Source organism: Caulobacter sp. (assembly GCF_039596335.1).
Lineage (GTDB): Bacteria > Pseudomonadota > Alphaproteobacteria > Caulobacterales > Caulobacteraceae > Caulobacter.
Genome location: NZ_JBCNJZ010000008.1, coordinates 230082 through 246939 on the forward strand (window position 1 = coordinate 230082; position 16858 = coordinate 246939).

The 16858-nt window shown below is 68.4% G+C and carries 11 protein-coding genes; 8 read left to right on the plus strand and 3 right to left on the minus strand.

The features are described from left to right. Positions 1–3: 3 nt before the first annotated feature. From nagE to ABDW31_RS18710, 6 genes are all read left to right on the plus strand, one after another. On the plus strand, positions 4–1746 hold the full coding sequence (gene nagE, locus ABDW31_RS18685; RefSeq protein ID WP_343699394.1) for an N-acetylglucosamine-specific PTS transporter subunit IIBC: 1743 nt from the start codon (positions 4–6) through the stop codon (positions 1744–1746). Positions 1747–1832: 86 nt separating this feature from the next. Next, positions 1833–3086 (plus strand): acetyl-CoA C-acetyltransferase, encoded by a 1254-nt coding sequence (locus ABDW31_RS18690; protein ID WP_343699395.1) that lies wholly within the window; start codon positions 1833–1835, stop codon positions 3084–3086. A 17-nt stretch (positions 3087–3103) separates the two neighbouring features. Next, positions 3104–3886 (plus strand): SDR family NAD(P)-dependent oxidoreductase, encoded by a 783-nt coding sequence (locus ABDW31_RS18695; protein WP_343699396.1) that lies wholly within the window; start codon positions 3104–3106, stop codon positions 3884–3886. Continuing rightward, a complete protein-coding gene (locus tag ABDW31_RS18700) occupies positions 3883–4647 on the plus strand; it encodes an SDR family NAD(P)-dependent oxidoreductase (RefSeq protein WP_343699397.1) in 765 nt (254 codons plus the stop codon). The genes ABDW31_RS18695 and ABDW31_RS18700 overlap by 4 nt, the downstream gene beginning before the upstream one ends. Beyond that, complete coding sequence (locus tag ABDW31_RS18705; RefSeq protein ID WP_343699398.1) at positions 4644–5813, plus strand: acyl-CoA dehydrogenase; 1170 nt, start codon at positions 4644–4646, stop codon at positions 5811–5813. The genes ABDW31_RS18700 and ABDW31_RS18705 overlap by 4 nt, the downstream gene beginning before the upstream one ends. 87 nt (positions 5814–5900) lie before the next feature. After that, complete coding sequence (locus ABDW31_RS18710; protein WP_343699399.1) at positions 5901–6920, plus strand: 2-hydroxyacid dehydrogenase; 1020 nt, start codon at positions 5901–5903, stop codon at positions 6918–6920. Here ABDW31_RS18710 and ABDW31_RS18715 read toward each other — a convergent pair. From ABDW31_RS18715 to ABDW31_RS18725, 3 genes are read right to left on the minus strand one after another with little or no spacing between them, the layout of a single operon-like run. Next, the gene (locus ABDW31_RS18715; protein ID WP_343699400.1) at positions 6914–10111 is read right to left on the minus strand and encodes a TonB-dependent receptor; all 3198 of its coding nucleotides are present in this window, start codon (positions 10109–10111) and stop codon (positions 6914–6916) included. The two genes, ABDW31_RS18710 and ABDW31_RS18715, sit on opposite strands and share 7 nt — an antisense overlap. A gap of 7 nt (positions 10112–10118) precedes the next feature. Beyond that, positions 10119–11096 (minus strand): FecR domain-containing protein, encoded by a 978-nt coding sequence (locus ABDW31_RS18720; RefSeq protein ID WP_184722983.1) that lies wholly within the window; start codon positions 11094–11096, stop codon positions 10119–10121. Next, positions 11083–11700, minus strand: a complete 618-nt coding sequence (locus tag ABDW31_RS18725) for a sigma-70 family RNA polymerase sigma factor (RefSeq protein WP_184722980.1) — start codon at positions 11698–11700, stop codon at positions 11083–11085. Before ABDW31_RS18725 ends, ABDW31_RS18720 begins: the two co-directional genes overlap by 14 nt. A 638-nt stretch (positions 11701–12338) precedes the next feature. Between ABDW31_RS18725 and ABDW31_RS18730 the strand changes: the two genes are divergently transcribed. Both ABDW31_RS18730 and ABDW31_RS18735 read left to right on the plus strand, forming a co-directional pair. After that, complete coding sequence (locus ABDW31_RS18730) at positions 12339–13454, plus strand: pectinesterase family protein (protein WP_343699401.1); 1116 nt, start codon at positions 12339–12341, stop codon at positions 13452–13454. A gap of 41 nt (positions 13455–13495) precedes the next feature. After that, positions 13496–16849: a TonB-dependent receptor gene (locus ABDW31_RS18735; protein WP_343699402.1), complete on the plus strand. Its 3354-nt coding sequence runs from the start codon at positions 13496–13498 to the stop codon at positions 16847–16849. Positions 16850–16858 lie beyond the last annotated feature (9 nt).

The window sequence follows — 16858 nt, forward strand, 5'->3', positions numbered from 1 at the left end:
CCGATGAAGTCTCCGCTCGAGATCCTCCAGCCCCTGGGCCGGGCCCTGATGCTGCCGATCGCGGTGCTGCCGGTGGCCGGCCTGCTGCTGCGCCTGGGCCAGCCCGATCTGCTGAACATCAGCTTCATGGCCGCCGCCGGCGACGCCATCTTTTCCAACCTCGGTTTGCTGTTCGCCATCGGCGTCGCCGTGGGCCTGGCCAAGGAGAACAACGGCGCGGCGGGTCTGGCCGGTGTCGTCTGCTTCCTGATCGCCACCGAGGGCACCAAGGTCCTGCTGCACGTGCCGGCCGACGTCACGGCGGGCCTTGTGAAGGCGCACGCCGATCTGGCGACCGCTGCCTACAAGGCCAAGGCCATGGCCAAGCTCAGCGCGCCGATCGGCATCATTTCCGGCGTCATCGGCGGGCTGTTCTACAACCGCTTCTCGACCTTCAAGCTGCCCGAGTACCTGGCCTTCTTCAGCGGCCGCCGCTTCGTGCCGATGGTCTCGGGCCTGGCGGGCCTGGTCATCGCCGGCCTGCTGGGCGTGGGCTATGACGGCGTCAACGGCGCGGTCGACGCCGCCAGCCGCGCCGTGGTTGGCTCGGGCGAGCTGGGCTTGCTGGTCTTCGGCTTCCTGAACCGGATCCTGATCGTCACCGGCCTGCACCATGTGCTGAACAACATCGCCTGGTTCGTGGTCGGGGACTTCCATGGCGCGACCGGGGACCTGCGCCGCTTCTTCGCCGACGACCCGACCGCCGGGGCCTTCATGAGCGGCTTCTTCCCGGTCATGATGTTCGGCCTGCCGGCCGCGTGCCTCGCCATGTACCACACCGCCCGCCCGGAGAAGAAAAAGGCCGTCGGCGGGATGCTGTTCTCGCTGGCCCTGACCTCGTTCCTGACCGGGGTGACCGAGCCGATCGAGTTCAGCTTCATGTTCCTGGCGCCGGTGCTCTACGCCGTGCATGCGGTGCTGACGGGCGTGGCCATGGCGCTGATGAACCTCTTGAACGTGAAGCTGGGCTTCACCTTCTCGGCCGGCCTGTTCGACTACGTGCTCAACTTCGGCAAGGCGACCAATCCGTGGCTGCTGGTCCCGATCGGCCTCGTCTATGGCGGGGTCTATTATGGCCTGTTCCGGTTCTTCATCCAGAAGTTCGATCTGAAGACCCCGGGCCGCGAACTCGACGACGCTGCCGCCGCGCCGATCGTCGCTACCGGCGGCGGACGCGGTGCGGACTTCGTCCAGGCGCTGGGTGGGGCGAGCAATCTCGTTAGCGTCGATGCCTGCACGACCCGCCTCCGCCTGATCGTCGCCGACCAGGGCGCGGTCAGCGAGCCGGCCCTTAAGGCGCTGGGCGCGCGGGGTATCGTCAAACCGTCCGACAAGGCTCTGCAGGTGGTGCTGGGTCCGATCGCCGACGGTGTTGCGGGTGAAATTCGCGCGGCCATGGGTGCGCCGGCGCCGGTCGTAGCCGCCAAGCCGGTCGCCGCCAAGGTCGCCACACCCTCGATCGAGGACGATCGCAAGGCCGAGCGACTGGCCACGGCCCTCGGCGGGGTCGCCAACCTGCGCGAGGTCGGGACCTGCTCCAGCCGCCTGCGGGTGGTGGTGCGGGACCAGGACGTCGTAGACGAGGCTGCGCTGAAGGCCGTCGGCGTGCGCGGCGTGGTGCGGGTCGGCGCCCATGCGGTCCACATCGTGCTGGGTCCGGAAGCCGAGCGGATCGGCGCGGCGCTGCGCTGCCAGCTGCCGGCCTGAAACCCTCCCGACGAAGGGGCTTGTCTTCCGTCACGTTAGCGGCGGCCCTATCCTTGTAACTGAACAAGGATAAGGGAGGAGCCGTCATGGCCGAGGCATTGATCATCGACGCCGTCCGCACGCCGCGCGGCGTTGGCAAGGTCGGCAAGGGGGCGCTGGCCCACCTGCATCCGCAGCATCTGGCGGCCACGGTCCTGAAGGCGATCGCCGAGCGTAACAAGCTGGACACCGCCGACGTCGACGACGTGATCTGGTCGACCTCGACGCAGAAGGGCAAGCAGGGCGGTGACCTGGGGCGCATGGCGGCGCTGGACGCCGGTTACGACATCAAGGCCTCGGGCATGACCCTGGACCGCTTCTGCGGCGGCGGCATCACCACGGTGAACCTGGCCGCGGCCCAGATCATGAGCGGCATGGAAGATCTGGTCGTCGCCGGCGGCGTCGAGATGATGAGTCTGACCGCGAGCATGGCCGCCCAGGAGCAGGCCGCCGGCTTCCCGCCCGGCCTGATGGGCTCGGGCAATGCGCATCTGGACGAACTGCACCCGCAGTCGCACCAGGGCGTCTGTGGCGACGCCATCGCCAGCATGGAAGGCATCCGTCGCGAGGACCTGGACGCCCTGGGCCTGGAGAGCCAGCGCCGCGCCGCCCAGGCCATCGCCGAGAACCGCTTCGCCAAGTCGATCGTGCCGGTGCTGAACGATGACGGCCAGGTCGCGCTGGACCGCGACGAGTATCCCCGGCCCGAGACCACGGCCGAGGGCCTGGCCTCGCTGAAGCCGGCCTTCGCGGCCCTGGCCGACTTCCCGTACGACGACAAGGGCACGACCTTCCGTAAGCAGATCAATCGTCGCTATCCAGACCTGCAGATCGAGGCCAAGCACCATGCCGGCAACTCGTCGGGCGTCGTGGACGGCGCGGCGGCGGTGCTGCTGGCCTCGCGCGACTATGCCGAGAAGCACGGGCTGAAGGCCCGCGCCCGCGTGGTGGCCATGGCCAATATCGGTGACGATCCCACCCTGATGTTGAACGCCCCTGTGCCGGCCGCCCGCAAGGTGCTGGCCAAGGCCGGCCTCAAGGTCGAGGACATCGACCTGTGGGAGATCAACGAGGCCTTCGCCGTCGTCGCCGAGAAGTTCATCCGCGACCTGAAGCTCGATCGCTCGAAGGTCAACGTCAACGGCGGCGCCATCGCCCTGGGTCACCCGATCGGCGCCACCGGCGCGATCCTGATCGGCACGGTCCTGGACGAGCTGGAACGCACCGGCGGCCGCTACGGCCTGGTGACCATGTGCGCGGCCGGCGGCATGGCCCCGGCCATCATCATCGAACGTCTGTAAGCCTCGAGGACTGATCCATGAAACTCGACAACACCGTCGCCGCCGTCGTCACGGGCGGCGCTTCCGGTCTGGGTGAAGCCACCGCTCGCGCCCTGGCCGCCCAAGGCGTCAAGGTCGCCCTCTTCGACATGAACGAAGAGCGCGGCCAGCAGGTCGCCAAGGAGATCGGCGGCGTCTTCTGCAAGGTCAATGTGACCAGCGATGTCGACGTCGACGCCGGCTTCGAGAAGGCCCGCGCCGCCCACGGCCAGGAGCGGATCCTGGTCAACTGCGCCGGCACCGGCAACGCGGCCAAGACCGCCAGCCGCGACAAGGCCACCGGCGAGACCAAGCACTTCCCGCTCGACGCCTTCGACCGCATCATCCAGATCAATCTGGTCGGCACGTTCCGCTGCATCGCCAAGTCGGCCAAGGGCATGCTGGACCTGGAGCCGCTGGAAGACGGCGAGCGCGGCGCCATCGTCAACACCGCTTCGGTGGCGGCTGAAGACGGCCAGATGGGCCAGGCGGCCTATTCGGCCTCGAAGGGCGGCGTGGTGGGCATGACCCTGCCGATCGCCCGCGACCTGATGGGCGAGGGCATCCGCGTCAACACCATCCTCCCAGGCATCTTCAACACCCCGCTGATGAGCGGCGCGCCCGAAGCGGTGAAGGCGGGCCTGGCGGCCAGCGTCCCGTTCCCCAAGCGCCTGGGCAATCCCGAGGAATACGCTCAGCTGGCGGTGACCATGATCACCTGCGGCTACTTCAACGGCGAGGATGTCCGTCTCGACGGCGGCATCCGCATGGCCCCGCGATGAGCCAAGGCAAGCGTCTGGCCGGGCGCACGGTGCTGGTCACCGGCGCCTCGTCCGGCATCGGCGCGCGCTTCGCCCGCATTGTCGCGGGTGAGGGGGCGTCGGTCGTCATCGGCGCGCGTCGCGTCGACCGGCTGGAGGCCCTGCGCGCGGACATCGTCGCCGACGGCGGCAAGGCCCTGGCGGTGGCGCTGGACGTCGCCGATGAGGCCTCGGTGATCGCCGCCTATGACGCCGCCGAGGCCGCCTTCGGGCCGGTCGACGGGGTGGTGGCCAATGCCGGCATCCAGGTCGAGGGCCTGGCGACAGAGCTGTCCGTCGAGGACTTCGACCAAGTGTTCGCGGTCAATGTGCGCGGCGTGTTCCTGACCGCCCGCGAGGGCGCGCGGCGGATGCGAGCGGCGGGTATCGCCGAGAAGGGCCGCATCGTGCTTGTTTCGTCGATCACGGCCAACACGATCACGCCGGGCATCGTGACCTACAGCGCTTCGAAGGCGGCCGTCAGCCACATGGGCCGGCTGCTGGCCCGCGAGTGGGCGCGCACCGGTCCCAACGTCAACAACCTGTGCCCCGGTTATATCAAGTCGGAGCTGGCCGGCGACTGGTTCGACACCGAGGGCGGCGCCAAGCAGATGAGCAAATGGCCGCGCCGGCGGATCCTGGACGAGGACGCGCTGGACCCCATGCTGCTGTATCTGCTGTCCGACGAGAGCAAGGGCGTCACCGGCGCCGACTTCACCATCGATGACGGGCAATCGCTTTGAGCACGCATGACGCCGAACGCGGCGCGGCCATCGCCGCCAAGGTCGAGGCCTTCGTGCGCGAGGTCGTGGCCCCCTATGAGCGCGATCCCCGCTGCGGCGCCCACGGCCCGTCCGACGCGCTGATCGGCGAGCTGCGCGAGAAGGCCAGGGCGGCGGGCGTGCTGACGCCCCATATCCTGGCCGATGGCGGTCACATCTCGCATCGCGAGACCGCCCAGGTGCTGCGCGCCGCCGGCCTGTCCACTCTGGGGCCGCAGGCGGTCAACGTCGCCGCGCCCGACGAGGGCAACATGTATCTTCTGGGTCGGGTCGCTTCGCCTGAGCAGCGGACGCGGTTCCTGGATCCGCTGATCGCGGGGACGGCGCGCTCGGCCTTCTTCATGACCGAGCCGGCGGCTGACGGGGGGGCGGGTTCTGACCCGTCGATGCTGATGACCACGGCGCGGCAGGACGGCAATCATTGGGTGATCGACGGCCGCAAGGCGTTCATCACCGGGGCCGAAGGCGCCAAGGTCGGCATCGTCATGGCCAAGACCGAGGTCGGCGCGACCCTGTTCCTGGTCGACCTGCCCGATCCCGCCATCCGCATCGAGCGGGTGCTGGACACCATCGACAGCTCCATGCCCGGCGGTCACGCCGTGGTGGCGATCGAGGGTCTGCGGGTGTCGGCCGACCAGGTGCTGGGCCAGCCCGGCGATGGCTTCAAGCTGGCCCAGGTGCGGCTGGCGCCGGCCCGCCTGACCCACTGCATGCGCTGGCTGGGCGCCTGCATCCGCGCCAACGAGATCGCCACGGCCTATGCCGTGAAGCGCCACGCGTTCGGGAAGCCGCTGATCGACCACGAGGGTGTCGGCTTCATGCTGGCCGAGAACCTGATCGAGCTGAAGCAGGCCGAACTGATGATCGACTGGTGCGCCGACGTGCTGGACACCGGCGCCCTGGGCACTGTCGAAAGCTCGATGGCCAAGGTCGCCGTGAGCGAGGCCCTGATGCGCATCGCCGACCGCTGCGTGCAGGTAATGGGCGGAACCGGCGTCACCGGCGACACCATCGTTGAGCAGGTGTTCCGCGAGGTCCGGGCCTTCCGCATCTATGACGGCCCGACCGAGGTCCACAAATGGAGCCTGGCCAAGAAGATCAAGCGCGACGCGACGCCCAAGGGCTAAGGGACAATCCCGGCTAGGCGGGGCCGGGCCTGGCTTCTAGAAGTCGGGCCTGGTCGCGGATGATCGCGACGGTTCCAGGAGCGACCCATGCGCGTGGCGGTGTTCTCGGCCAAGGCCTATGATCGGCGGTTCCTGGACGCGGCCAACGCCGCCTTCGGCCACGAGCTGGACTATTTCGAAGCGCGGCTGGACGCCTCCACCGCCGCCTTGGCTGCCGGCCGTCCGGCGGTCTGCGTCTTCGTCAACGATCGCCTGGACGCGTCCGTGCTGGAGGCGCTGGCCCAGGTCGGTGTGAGGGCCGTGGCCCTGCGCTGCGCCGGCTACAACAATGTCGACCTGGCGGCCGCCGAGCGGTTGGGGATCACGGTCGTCCGGGTGCCGGCCTATTCGCCCGAGGCCGTGGCCGAGTTCACCCTGGGCCTGATCCTGGCCCTGGACCGTAACATTCCCAGGGCCTGGAACCGGGTGCGCGAGAACAACTTCGCCCTGGATGGCCTGATCGGCCGCAACCTGTCGGGCCGCGTCGCCGGGGTGGTCGGCACGGGCCGGATCGGGGCGCTGGTCGCGCGGATGCTGCGGCTGGGCTTTGGCTGCGAGGTGCTGGCTTCGGATGTCTATCAGGACGAGGCCTTGATTGCGGCCGGCGTACGCTACGTGCCGGTCGAGACCTTGTTGCGTGAGGCCGACATCGTCTCGCTGCACTGTCCGCTGACGCCCGAGACTCGCCACCTGATCGACGCGAACGCCATCGCCCAGGCCCGCGACGGCGTCATGGTTGTCAACACCAGCCGCGGCGCGCTGATCGACACCTCGGCCCTGATCGAGGGGCTGAAGAGCCGCAAGGTCGGCGGGGTGGCGCTGGACGTCTACGAGCAGGAGGCGGACCTGTTCTTCGAGGACCTGTCCAACGAGATCATCCAGGACGACGTCTTCCAGCGCCTGCTGACCTTCCCCAATGTGCTGGTCACCGGCCACCAGGCCTTCCTGACCGAGGAGGCGCTGGGCGCGATCGCCGAAACCACGCTGGGCAGCCTTGCCGAGATCGAGGCGGGCCGCACGCCGCAGCATCAGGTCCTGCGCGAGGCCGTGGTCGCCCCGGCTCAGTAGGCGAAGCGCAGGCCGACCACGAACTGCCGCCCGGTGACGTGGCGATAGTTGGCCAGGCCCGAGGTGTCGGCATAGAGGCTCTGCGGCTGGTTGGTCAGGTTCAGGCCTTCCAGGGTCAGGGCCAGGCGCTGGCTGATCCGGTGCTGCAGGGCGAAATCGACGTTCAGCGCGCCATTGGCCCCCTCGACATTGGTGCCGGCGCGACCCGGCACGCTGGTGGTGTAGCGGCTGCGATAGGCCAGGGACACGCGGGCGCTGAGCGGCTTGCTCTCGTAATAGAGGGTGGCGTTGTAAGACCGCCGCGACAGGCCGTTGATGTCGCCCGTGGCGATCAGCGCGCCGTCGGGCGTAAGGTAGCGGATGCGCGAGCGCACGGTCGTCAGATTGCCGATGAAGCCGAAGCGATCGAACGGCGCGGGCAGAAAGGTGAAAGGCTGCTGGTAGGTCAGCTCGGCGCCGTATAGCGGGCCGCCGGGCGTGTTGATCGGCTGGTTGAACTGCCAGACCGGCAGTTCGGGCGCGCAGCCCACCGAGGTGCCGCAGGCCGCGCGACCGACCTCGTCCGGCAGGCCGAACGGATTGGCCGAGAACACTGACAGCGGCGACAGCGACGGCTGCACCAGGCTGGAGATCTGTTTGTAGAACAGGGCCAGCGACAGCAGGCTCTGGGGCGCGAAGTACCATTCGGCCGCCAGGTCGATCGTCCGGGCCCGGAATGGCGCGAGATCCGGATTGCCGGCCGAGACCATCTTGTAGCTGATCGTGGCGATGCTGACCCCCGGGCGCAGCATGGCCAGCTCGGGCCGCGACATCACCTTGGAGGCGTGAAAGCGCAGCAGCAGGTCGGGCGCGGGCTCGACGACCAGGTTCAGGGCGGGCAGCAAGTCGTCGTAGCGGCGGCGGTCGACGTCGCGGAAGATCGCCTGCACCGCGCCGCCCTCGGCCAGGGCCGAGCGCACGCCGTAGCCGCTGACCTCCTGGCGGGTCGTGACATAGCGCAGGCCGACATCGCCAAAAGCGGGCGCGCCGAGGAGATCGAAGCGGAAGTCCAACTGGGCGAAGGCCCCGTCGGTGACCTCCTCGACGCCGAAATTGGCGCCCAGCACCGGCTCGGGCCCGACATTGTAGACGCCGCAGCCGGTGGTGAAGCAGAGGCCGGCGAACGGCGAGGGCGGGGCCGACCCCGGCGTCACGGACGGGAGATAGGCCGGGTCGTTCAGGCGCAGGGCCGCCAGGCTGCGCTTGATCGACGGGATCAGCCAGCGCCCAGCGCCGCCGCCGGGCCACGAGCCGGGATAGGCCAGGATGTCGGTGAAGGCCGAGACCGGGACCTGGCGCAGGGCGTCGGGCAGCACGCCATTGACGTTGGTGGCCGTGCCGTTCGAGCGGTTGTAACTGGTGACCTCGACCCGATAGCGCTTGCGTGAGGCGCCGGCCTTCAGCGTCCAGCCCGGGGTCATGGTCCACTCGGCCTGCAGGCTGGCGGTGGCGAAGCGGTTGTCGACCCAGTTGGGATCGCTGCGGATCTCCGACAGAGTCCAGGCCCCGGGGTTCAACAGGTCGGCGTCGCCATAGTTCAGCACGGGATCGACGCCGCGCCGGTAGTCGTAGGCGTAGCCCTGGACGTTGTACTGGTCGAGCTGGATGGTTGACTGGACGTCGTTGGCGAAGTCCGACCGCGAGGCGCCGAGCAGGGCGCTGATCTTGAAGGCGTCCGAGACCTTGTGATCCAGGCGCAGGGTGGCCTGGTCGAACCGGGTCTCCAGTTCATCGTAGCGGGCCTCGGATTTCAGATCGATGTTGTTGAACACGCCCTGGGTCAGAGCCGTCAGGCCCGGGCGGGTCTGCTCGACTGTGGCTGAGACGACATCCACCTGGTTGAGGCCGCAGCTGGCCGGCGCTGCCGGACCGCACACGCCGCCCGAGAGAAAGGTAAAGGTCTCCAGATAGGCCTCGTTGCGTTTTGCCCGGAAGTCGGCGTGCAGCAGGTCGAGGGTCAGTTCGGTGCGATCGTTGGGCCGCCACTGCAAGGCGGCGGTGGCCCCCAGGCGCTCCTGATCGATGTGCATGTAGTCGTAGCGCGGAATGCGCGGATGGACCGCGGCGTTGACGGCGACCAGGCCTGGCGTGGTTCCGGCGGCGGCGCTGCGGAAGCCCGGCGCGGCGGCCGCGCCGCTCTGCCAGAGGCCGGCGTTGTAGCCCAGGTCCAGCAGTTCGCGCTCGGTGTAGGCGACTGAGGCCAAGACGCCCAGGCGGCCGTCCAGGAAGGTGTTGGAGATCAGCGCCGCCGCGCGCGGGCTGCGGGTCTGGGACAGGTCGTTGTAGCCGACCTTGGCCGAGGCGGCGAAGGTGAAGCCGGGCTTGTCGAACGGGCGGGCGGTGGCCAGGTCGACCGTGGCCCCCAGCGAGCCCTCCTCGGCGCTGGCCGAGGCGGTCTTCTGCACTGAGATGCGGCTGAAAAGCTCCGAGGCGAAGACGTTGAAGTCGAACGAGCGGCCGCGATTGGTGCCGCCGCCGGCATTGGCGCCGCCCGAGGTCGCCACCGTCTCCATGCCGTTGACGCGCACGCGGGTGAAGACGCCCCCCAGGCCGCGCACGGCGATCTGGCGACCCTCGCCGGCGTCGCGGGTGATGGCCACGCCGGGGATGCGCTGGATGGATTCCGACAGGTTCAGGTCGGGGAACTTGCCGATGTCCTCGGCCAGGATGGTGTCGACCGCCGCAGCCGTCTCGCGTTTGATGTCCAACGCCTTCACGAGGCCGCTGCGGAAGCCGGTGACGACCACGCCGCTGACCGCCACCGGCGCGTCGGGCTCGAGTGGCGCGGGAGGCGCAGCGGGCGGTGGCGCGACGGCGCGTTGGCGAGCCGGCTCGGGCGCGGACGCGGGCGGGGCGAGTTCGATCACCAGTCCGCCGCCGGCCTTGCGCGCTGCCCGCAGGCCGCTGCCGGCCAGCAGGCGATCGATGGCGTCCTGCGACGAGAGGCGACCCTTCACCGCGCTGGACCGCCGACCGCGTAGCAGGCTGGCGGGCGCGCTGACCGAGACGTCCGACTGCCGCGAATAGGCCAGCAGGGCCCGGCTCAGGTCCTGGGCGGGAATGTCGAAACTGGCCTGCTCGGCGCCGGCGGCGACGCCGGGCGCGATCAGGACGGCGACAAGGAGTGCAAGGGCCGGCCGGACGGCGGACATGACCGGGTCAGCTCGCCTTCGCGGTCCGGATCAGCAGGCTTCCGTCGGGCTGGGCCGCCACCGCGACCGGCAGCACGGCCGGCAGGCCGGTGATAAAGGCCTCGAAGCCCTCGGTCCGGAATGAGGCGGTGACCTCCAGCTCGGCGATCTCCGGCGAAGCGAAGGTGATCGGGCGGCTGGTGTAGCGGCGAGCGTCGGCCACCACTTCGGACAGGCGCGCGCCGGCATAATACACGCGACCGCCGCGCCAGGCGCCGGCCTCCGCGGCGTCGATGCTGCCCTCGGACAGCGCGCCATCCTTCGCCGTGGCGTCCTGGCCGCGCCGGAGGGTCAGGGCCTGGCCTCCGTATTTCGCGCCGACCTGCACAACGCCCTCCTGCACCGCTACGCGGACCAGCTTGGCGTCGCGGCGGACATTGAACTGGGTGCCGACCACCCGCACCTGGGCCTCGCCGGCGTCCACATAGAAGGGGCGATCATGCTGCTTGGCGACGGTGAAGAAGGCCTCGCCACTGTCCAGGAAGGCGTCGCGGCGACCATGCGAGAGGCGGACCCGCAGGCTGGAGGCGGGCCCCAGATCGACCTGGCTGCCATCCGCCAACGCCACTTGGCGTGTCTGGCCGACGCTGGTCTGGTAGCTATCGGTTCGTATACTGATGAATGGCCAGGTGATGGCGACCGCCAGGGCCAGGCTGGCGGCGGCGAGGGCGAACTTGGGCGCGGCGTGCGCGCCTTCCCACCACAGTTGCAGGCGCGCGACGGGCGAAAGCGGGCGCGCGGGCAGGCGGGCATAGGCGCGCAGGTTTTGCAGGCGACCCAGGTCCTCGAACACGGCGCGCGAGTCGGCGAAAGCCGCGGCGTGGGCGGGATCGGCCGCCAGCCACTGCTCGAAGCGCTTCTGCTCGCGGGGCGGCAGGGGACCGGCGCCCAGGGCCACGGCCCAGCGCCGCGCCTGACGAGCGATATCGGAGTCAGGATCGGCCAAGACGCGCTCGCGAAAGTCCACGATAGTCGGCCACGCCGCTGGCCAGGGCCCGCTCGCAGACGGCCAGGGCCTCCTCGACGGTCTTGCGGACCAGCGACTGCGAGGCCCCGGTGCGCCGGCTGATCTCGGCATAGGTCAAGCCTTCCAGCCGATTGGCCAGGAGAAAGCTGCGGTGGCGCTCGGGCATGCCTCGGACGACGTCCTCCAGGAAGGTCAGGGTCTCGCGGGCCATCAGGGCGCGCTCGACATTGGTCTGGGCGTCGTTGGCCGGCGAGGCGACGTCCTCGACCGCGACCAGATGACGGCCCTGGCTCAGCTGCTGACGGCGGGCGTCGATCGCGACGTTAGCGGCGATCCGGAACAGGAAGGCGCGCGGATTGTCGATCGTCTTCGACTGCGGCAGCTCGCCCATCCGCACGAAGGCGATCTGGGCGATGTCCTCCGGGTCGGGCGGGCCCAGGCCGAAGCGGCGCTGCACGAAGGCGCAGACCTCGCTCCAGTGGCGCGCATACGTCTCGGCGAAAGCCGAACTGTCCCGCCAGCGGGTTTCCAGCCCCGTCTCGAGGCCCCTATCCCGCCGGTAAGGGAGCATCGTTTCCGACACCGGTTACCTCCCCAGCTCCATTTCTGTTCTTCAGAGCTTGGAAAGAACGTGCCAGCAGTCCGGTAGCGGATCAACGCCAGCAAAAATATTTCAACGGCTGTCGGAAAGTTTGTGCGATTTCGAAGGGCGTTTTCGTCTGCGCGCGCGCGAGGCCTTGTCGCGGCGACTTCCATGGTGATGCGAGCCAAAAACCCAGTATCTGTTGACGTCATGGGGTTTCAGTGAGGCGGGCAACGCTCCGCGTTCGCACCATTTTGAGTTCTTCTCGGCCGATGTTGTGCGAACGCGGATTTGGGTTTCGTCTTACATAGTTTGGGGTGAGTGAATTGGAATAATTTTCCTGCAAATTATCATGATACCGCTACCTTTTTGCTTTGATGGCGTCATTTTCGGCGCTATGTGATCTGTACGGCGGCGAAGACCCCGGAGCGGAGAGAATGTCTCCTCGCTCAAAAGCAAACGACAGGGAGATCAACCATGAAGCGGCTCACATCCTAGTCGTGCTGGGCGTCGAAGGCCGGTAGCCGGCCAACCGCTCCGCAAACCTCTCTTTCAAAACCCATTCCCGGCGCGATCGCGCGGACCGGCGTCAGCTTCTGGCGCGGCGGTGCGAGCTCGCGCGTCCTCTGCAGGCCTGCATGACCTCGACCCCCATCCAGCCGATCCGCCGTACCGTCCTGCGCGCCGGGGCCTGCGCTCTGGTGCTGCCGACGATCGCTGCGCGCGAGCCGTTCGACGCGGCCGTCGGCCCGGGTGCTCGCGCCGTGGCGGGTCGCACGTTCGCGACGCTTCAGGAGGCGATCGACGCAGCCAAGGCGTTCCCGGCCGAGCGCCGCTATCGCATCTGGCTGGGCGAGGGCCGCTTCCAAGGCCAGGTCCGGATCGACCGGCCCAATGTCGAGATCCAAGGCCGGGGCATGGGCCGCAGCGTACTGTTCTTCAACGCCGCCGCCGGTCACATCGCCCCCGATGGCAAGCCGTACGGCACCTTCCGCACCTGGTGCGTCAGCGTCACCGCGCCGGATGTGCGGCTGCAGGGCCTGACCATCGCCAACACCTTCGACGCGCCGGCTGAGATGCGCCGGCCCGGCGGCATGCGCTCGGACGAGGGCGGCAGCCAGCAGGCCCTGGCCCTGTCGCTGGGCGCGGGTGCGGATCGCTCGGTGGTGGCCGGCTGCGAGCTGACCAGCCACCAGGACACCCTCTATGTCGCGCGCGGCCGGGCGCTGTTCCGCGATTGCAAGATCCTGGGCAGCTACGACTTCATCTTCGGCGGGGCGGCCGCGCGTTTCGAGCGCTGCGAGATCCGGTCTCTACCGCGCCTGGACCCGGTCGAGGGCTATATCGGCGCGCCCAACACGGTGATCGACCAGCCCGTCGGCCTGGTGTTCGACGCCTGCCGCCTGACCGCCGCGCCCGGCGTGCCCGACGGCAGCGTGTTCCTGGCCAGACCCTGGGGCGTCTCGACCGTGGTCGACGGCAGGCGCGTGCGCACCGTCGGCATGGCCACCTATCTGCGCTGCGCCATGGGCCGCCACATCGCGCCTACGGGGTGGACCCGCATGTGGTTCACCCGCCCCGACGGCCAGCGCGCCTGGTTCGAGCCCGAAGACGCGCGCTTTGCAGAGTTCGCCAGCACCGGTCCGGGCGCGCCGCGCCCAGGCGCCAAGCGGCGAGGCCGACTGCTCACGGCCGCCGAGGCCGAGGGCTTCTCACGACAGCGGATGTTCGGGGACTGGCGCCCGCCGGTCTGAGCTTCGCCAACGACTTTCAAGAAACAGGGGAGGACAACCAAATGACCAGAACACATTCCAAGACGGCCCTGCTGCTGGCCACCGCCTTGGGCGCCGGCCTGATCGGCCTGCAGGCCCAGGCGCAAGAGGCGGAGAACACCGCCGTCGAAGAGATCGTCGTCACCGGCTATCGCGAGGCCCTGGCCAGCGCGCTGAACCAGAAGCGCCTGTCGAACGCGGCCATCGACGTCATCAACGCCGAGGACATAGCCGACTTCCCTGACGCCAACCTGGCCGAGTCGATCCAGCGTCTGCCAGGCATCACCATCGACCGCGAGAACGGCGAAGGCCGCCAGATCACCGTCCGCGGCCTGGGCGGCGACTTCACCCGCGTCCGCATCAACGGCCTGGAAGCCCTGTCAACCGCCGGCGACAGCTACGCCCAGTCGACCGGCAACCGCTCGCGCGGCTTCGACTTCAACACCTTCGCCTCGGAGCTGTTCAGCCAGATCGCCGTGCGCAAGTCGGCTTCGGCCGATGTCGACGAGGGCTCGCTGGGCGCAACGGTCGACCTGACCGCCGGCAAGCCGCTGAACTACAAGGAAAACCGTCTCGCCCTGTCGCTGCAGGACGGCTACTACGAGAACGGCAACCAGCATAATCCGCGCGTCGCGGGCCTGGCCACGCGTCGCTTCGACACCAAGATCGGCGAGTTCGGCGTGCTGTTCTCGGGCGCCTACAACAAGCGCCGCCAGCGCGCAGACGGCTATGCCCAGCAGCCCGGCTCGGCCGACTATGTCTATCGCGGCGCGACCTTCCCGACGCTGACCACCCTGACCAATGGCCAGAACCGTCAGGGCTTCTCGGCCCCGACCGGCACGCCCTGCGACCAGATCGTGCCCGGCGCCAACATCACCAATGCGGCGGTCTGCGCGGCGCTGAGCGGCTCCAACCCCGGCGCCTACAACCTGATCAACAATCCGATTGGCTCGACGGTCACCAACGGCGTGACGACCGCGCCAGGCTCGACCAAGCGCTTCACGGCCCTGCCGATGATCCAGTCGCGTGAAGTGGTGGAAGAGCGTCGCGGCTTCACCGGTTCGCTGCAGTGGAAGCCGACGTCGCGGACCTCGATCAGCGTCGACGGCCTCTATTCCAAGCTGGAAAGCCAGTCGACCAACTACCAGCTGACCCCGTTCGGCCTGGTGCGTGGCGACCTGGTCAACGGCCTTTATCAGGTCTCGGCCGCCACGCCGGTCGCCACCAAGCGTGGCTTCTATAACCGCTGCGACGCCCGCGCCGGCACCGACATCCTGGCCCCGATCGACTGCGGCCAGTCAATGAACAGCGCCACCCCGCTGCCCGGCGCGATCAGCGGCATGAGCTTCAATCCCAACAACTGGGACCCCTACGACTACTACAACAGCCCGACCTCGCGCGGTTACATCCCCGATGCGGCCGGCATCGCCCGCCGGGTGTCGTTCATCGGCAAGCAGGCCGTGCGCGTCATCGACGGCCAGCTGACCCCGGGCGGCACGGCCGAGTACCTGAAGCTGGGCAATGTCGACATCTCGTCGGTCACCGACCAGAACAGCTACCAGACCACCTTCAAGCAGGGCTCGATCAGTCTCGACCACGACTTCGGCAACGGCTTCTACGTCAGTGCGCTCTACGGGCGCTCGGAGTCGAACAACCACAGCACCGGCCTGCTGGCCGAGATCGAACATCTGGACGCCGGCCAGGGCACGAACCCCAGCGACTACTTCATCTATGACTACCGGGAAGGCGGCGCGATGCCGATCCTGAACGTCGGCTTCAACGCCGCCGACCCGAACAACTGGGAGTACATCAAGGGCCACTCGTCGATCCGCAACTTCCAGCGGATCATCAAGAACACCTACGAGGGCGGCCGCATCGACCTGACCTGGGAGATCCATCCCGACTACAAGATCAAGGCCGGCTTCACCCGCCGCACCTACACCTTCAGCAACCAGCAGTTCCAGCGCACCCTGAACGACACGCTGAACCCCAGCTTCCTGGAAGCCGGCGTGACGATGCAGGAGATGACGCGCCTGACCAACTGGGGCGAGGGCCTGAAGGCGCCGGCCGGCAGCACGACCTCGTACCTGTCGCCGGACCTGGAGGCCTTCAAGAAGACCTACGACTTCACCTGCAACTGCATCAACAAGTGGGGCGACTGGCGGATCACCTATCTGAACAACGCGGCCAACCAGTTCGGCGTGCGTGAAGTCGACACCGGCGGCTACGGCATGCTGGACTTCAAGCGCGACCTGTTCGGCGGCACGGTCCGCGGCGACGTCGGCTTGCGCTATGCCAAGACCGAGGTCGTGGCCACCGGCCTGACCAACACCTCGCGTCCGGTGTCCAACAGCAACGAATATACCGACTGGCTGCCGTCGCTGAACGTGGTGTTCGAGCCGACCAGCAACCTGCTGTTCCGCTTCGCCGCGGCCGAGGTGATGGCGCGCCCGATCCTCAACAACCTGGCCCCCAGCGTGACCTCGTTCTCGGCCCCGTCGGCGCCGGGCGCGGTCACCGGTGGCTCGATCACCCTGGGCAACACCAAGCTGAAGCCCTTCCGCGCCACCAACTACGACTTCTCGGCCGAGTGGTACTTCGGTCGCGGGGGTCTGCTGGCCCTGGCCGTGTTCCGCAAGGAGCTGTCCAGCTATCCGCAGACCGTGGTGGCCGAGGCGCGCCTGTCGCAGATCCTTACCCCGGAGATCATCCAGTCGCTGCGCGCCTCGCAGACCAATGTGGAGTCGATCAACTACATCAACGCCGACAACGTCTTCAACGTACGCCAGTACCGCGACGCGCCCGGCGGCACGATCGACGGCGTCGAGGTCAGCTACCAGCAGAACTTCACCTTCCTGCCGGAGACCTTCTCGTTCCTGCCCGAGTGGACCAAGAACTTCGGCATCCAGGCCAACTACACCCACATCAAGTCGGAGCTGAACTACATCCTGGACCCCGGCGCCCTGGCCACCGCCACGGCTGCGGCGCGTCCGGCGGTGATCGCCAAGGGTCCGTTCCTGGGCGCCTCGCCGGACTCGCTGAACTTCACGCTCTTTTATGAAGCCCCGACCTGGAGCATCCGCGGTTCGGTGGCCCACCGCGCGGCCTACTACACCAACTATCCGGTGTCGGCGGGCAGCTGCGATCCGGGCTTCTGCGACGGCCCGCTGGTCAACGACTTCCTGGGCAGCAAGGCGACGACCAACTTCGACATGGCCGCCCGCTACAACATCAATGAGCGGGTCAGCCTGACGATCGACGCCCTTAACCTGACCAACCAGAAGAGCGAGCGCTACGCCTATCCGAACGATCCGATGCCGACCGGCTACATCGCCACCGGCCGCCAGATCTTCATGGGCGCGCGCATCACCTTCTAAGGCGTTTCC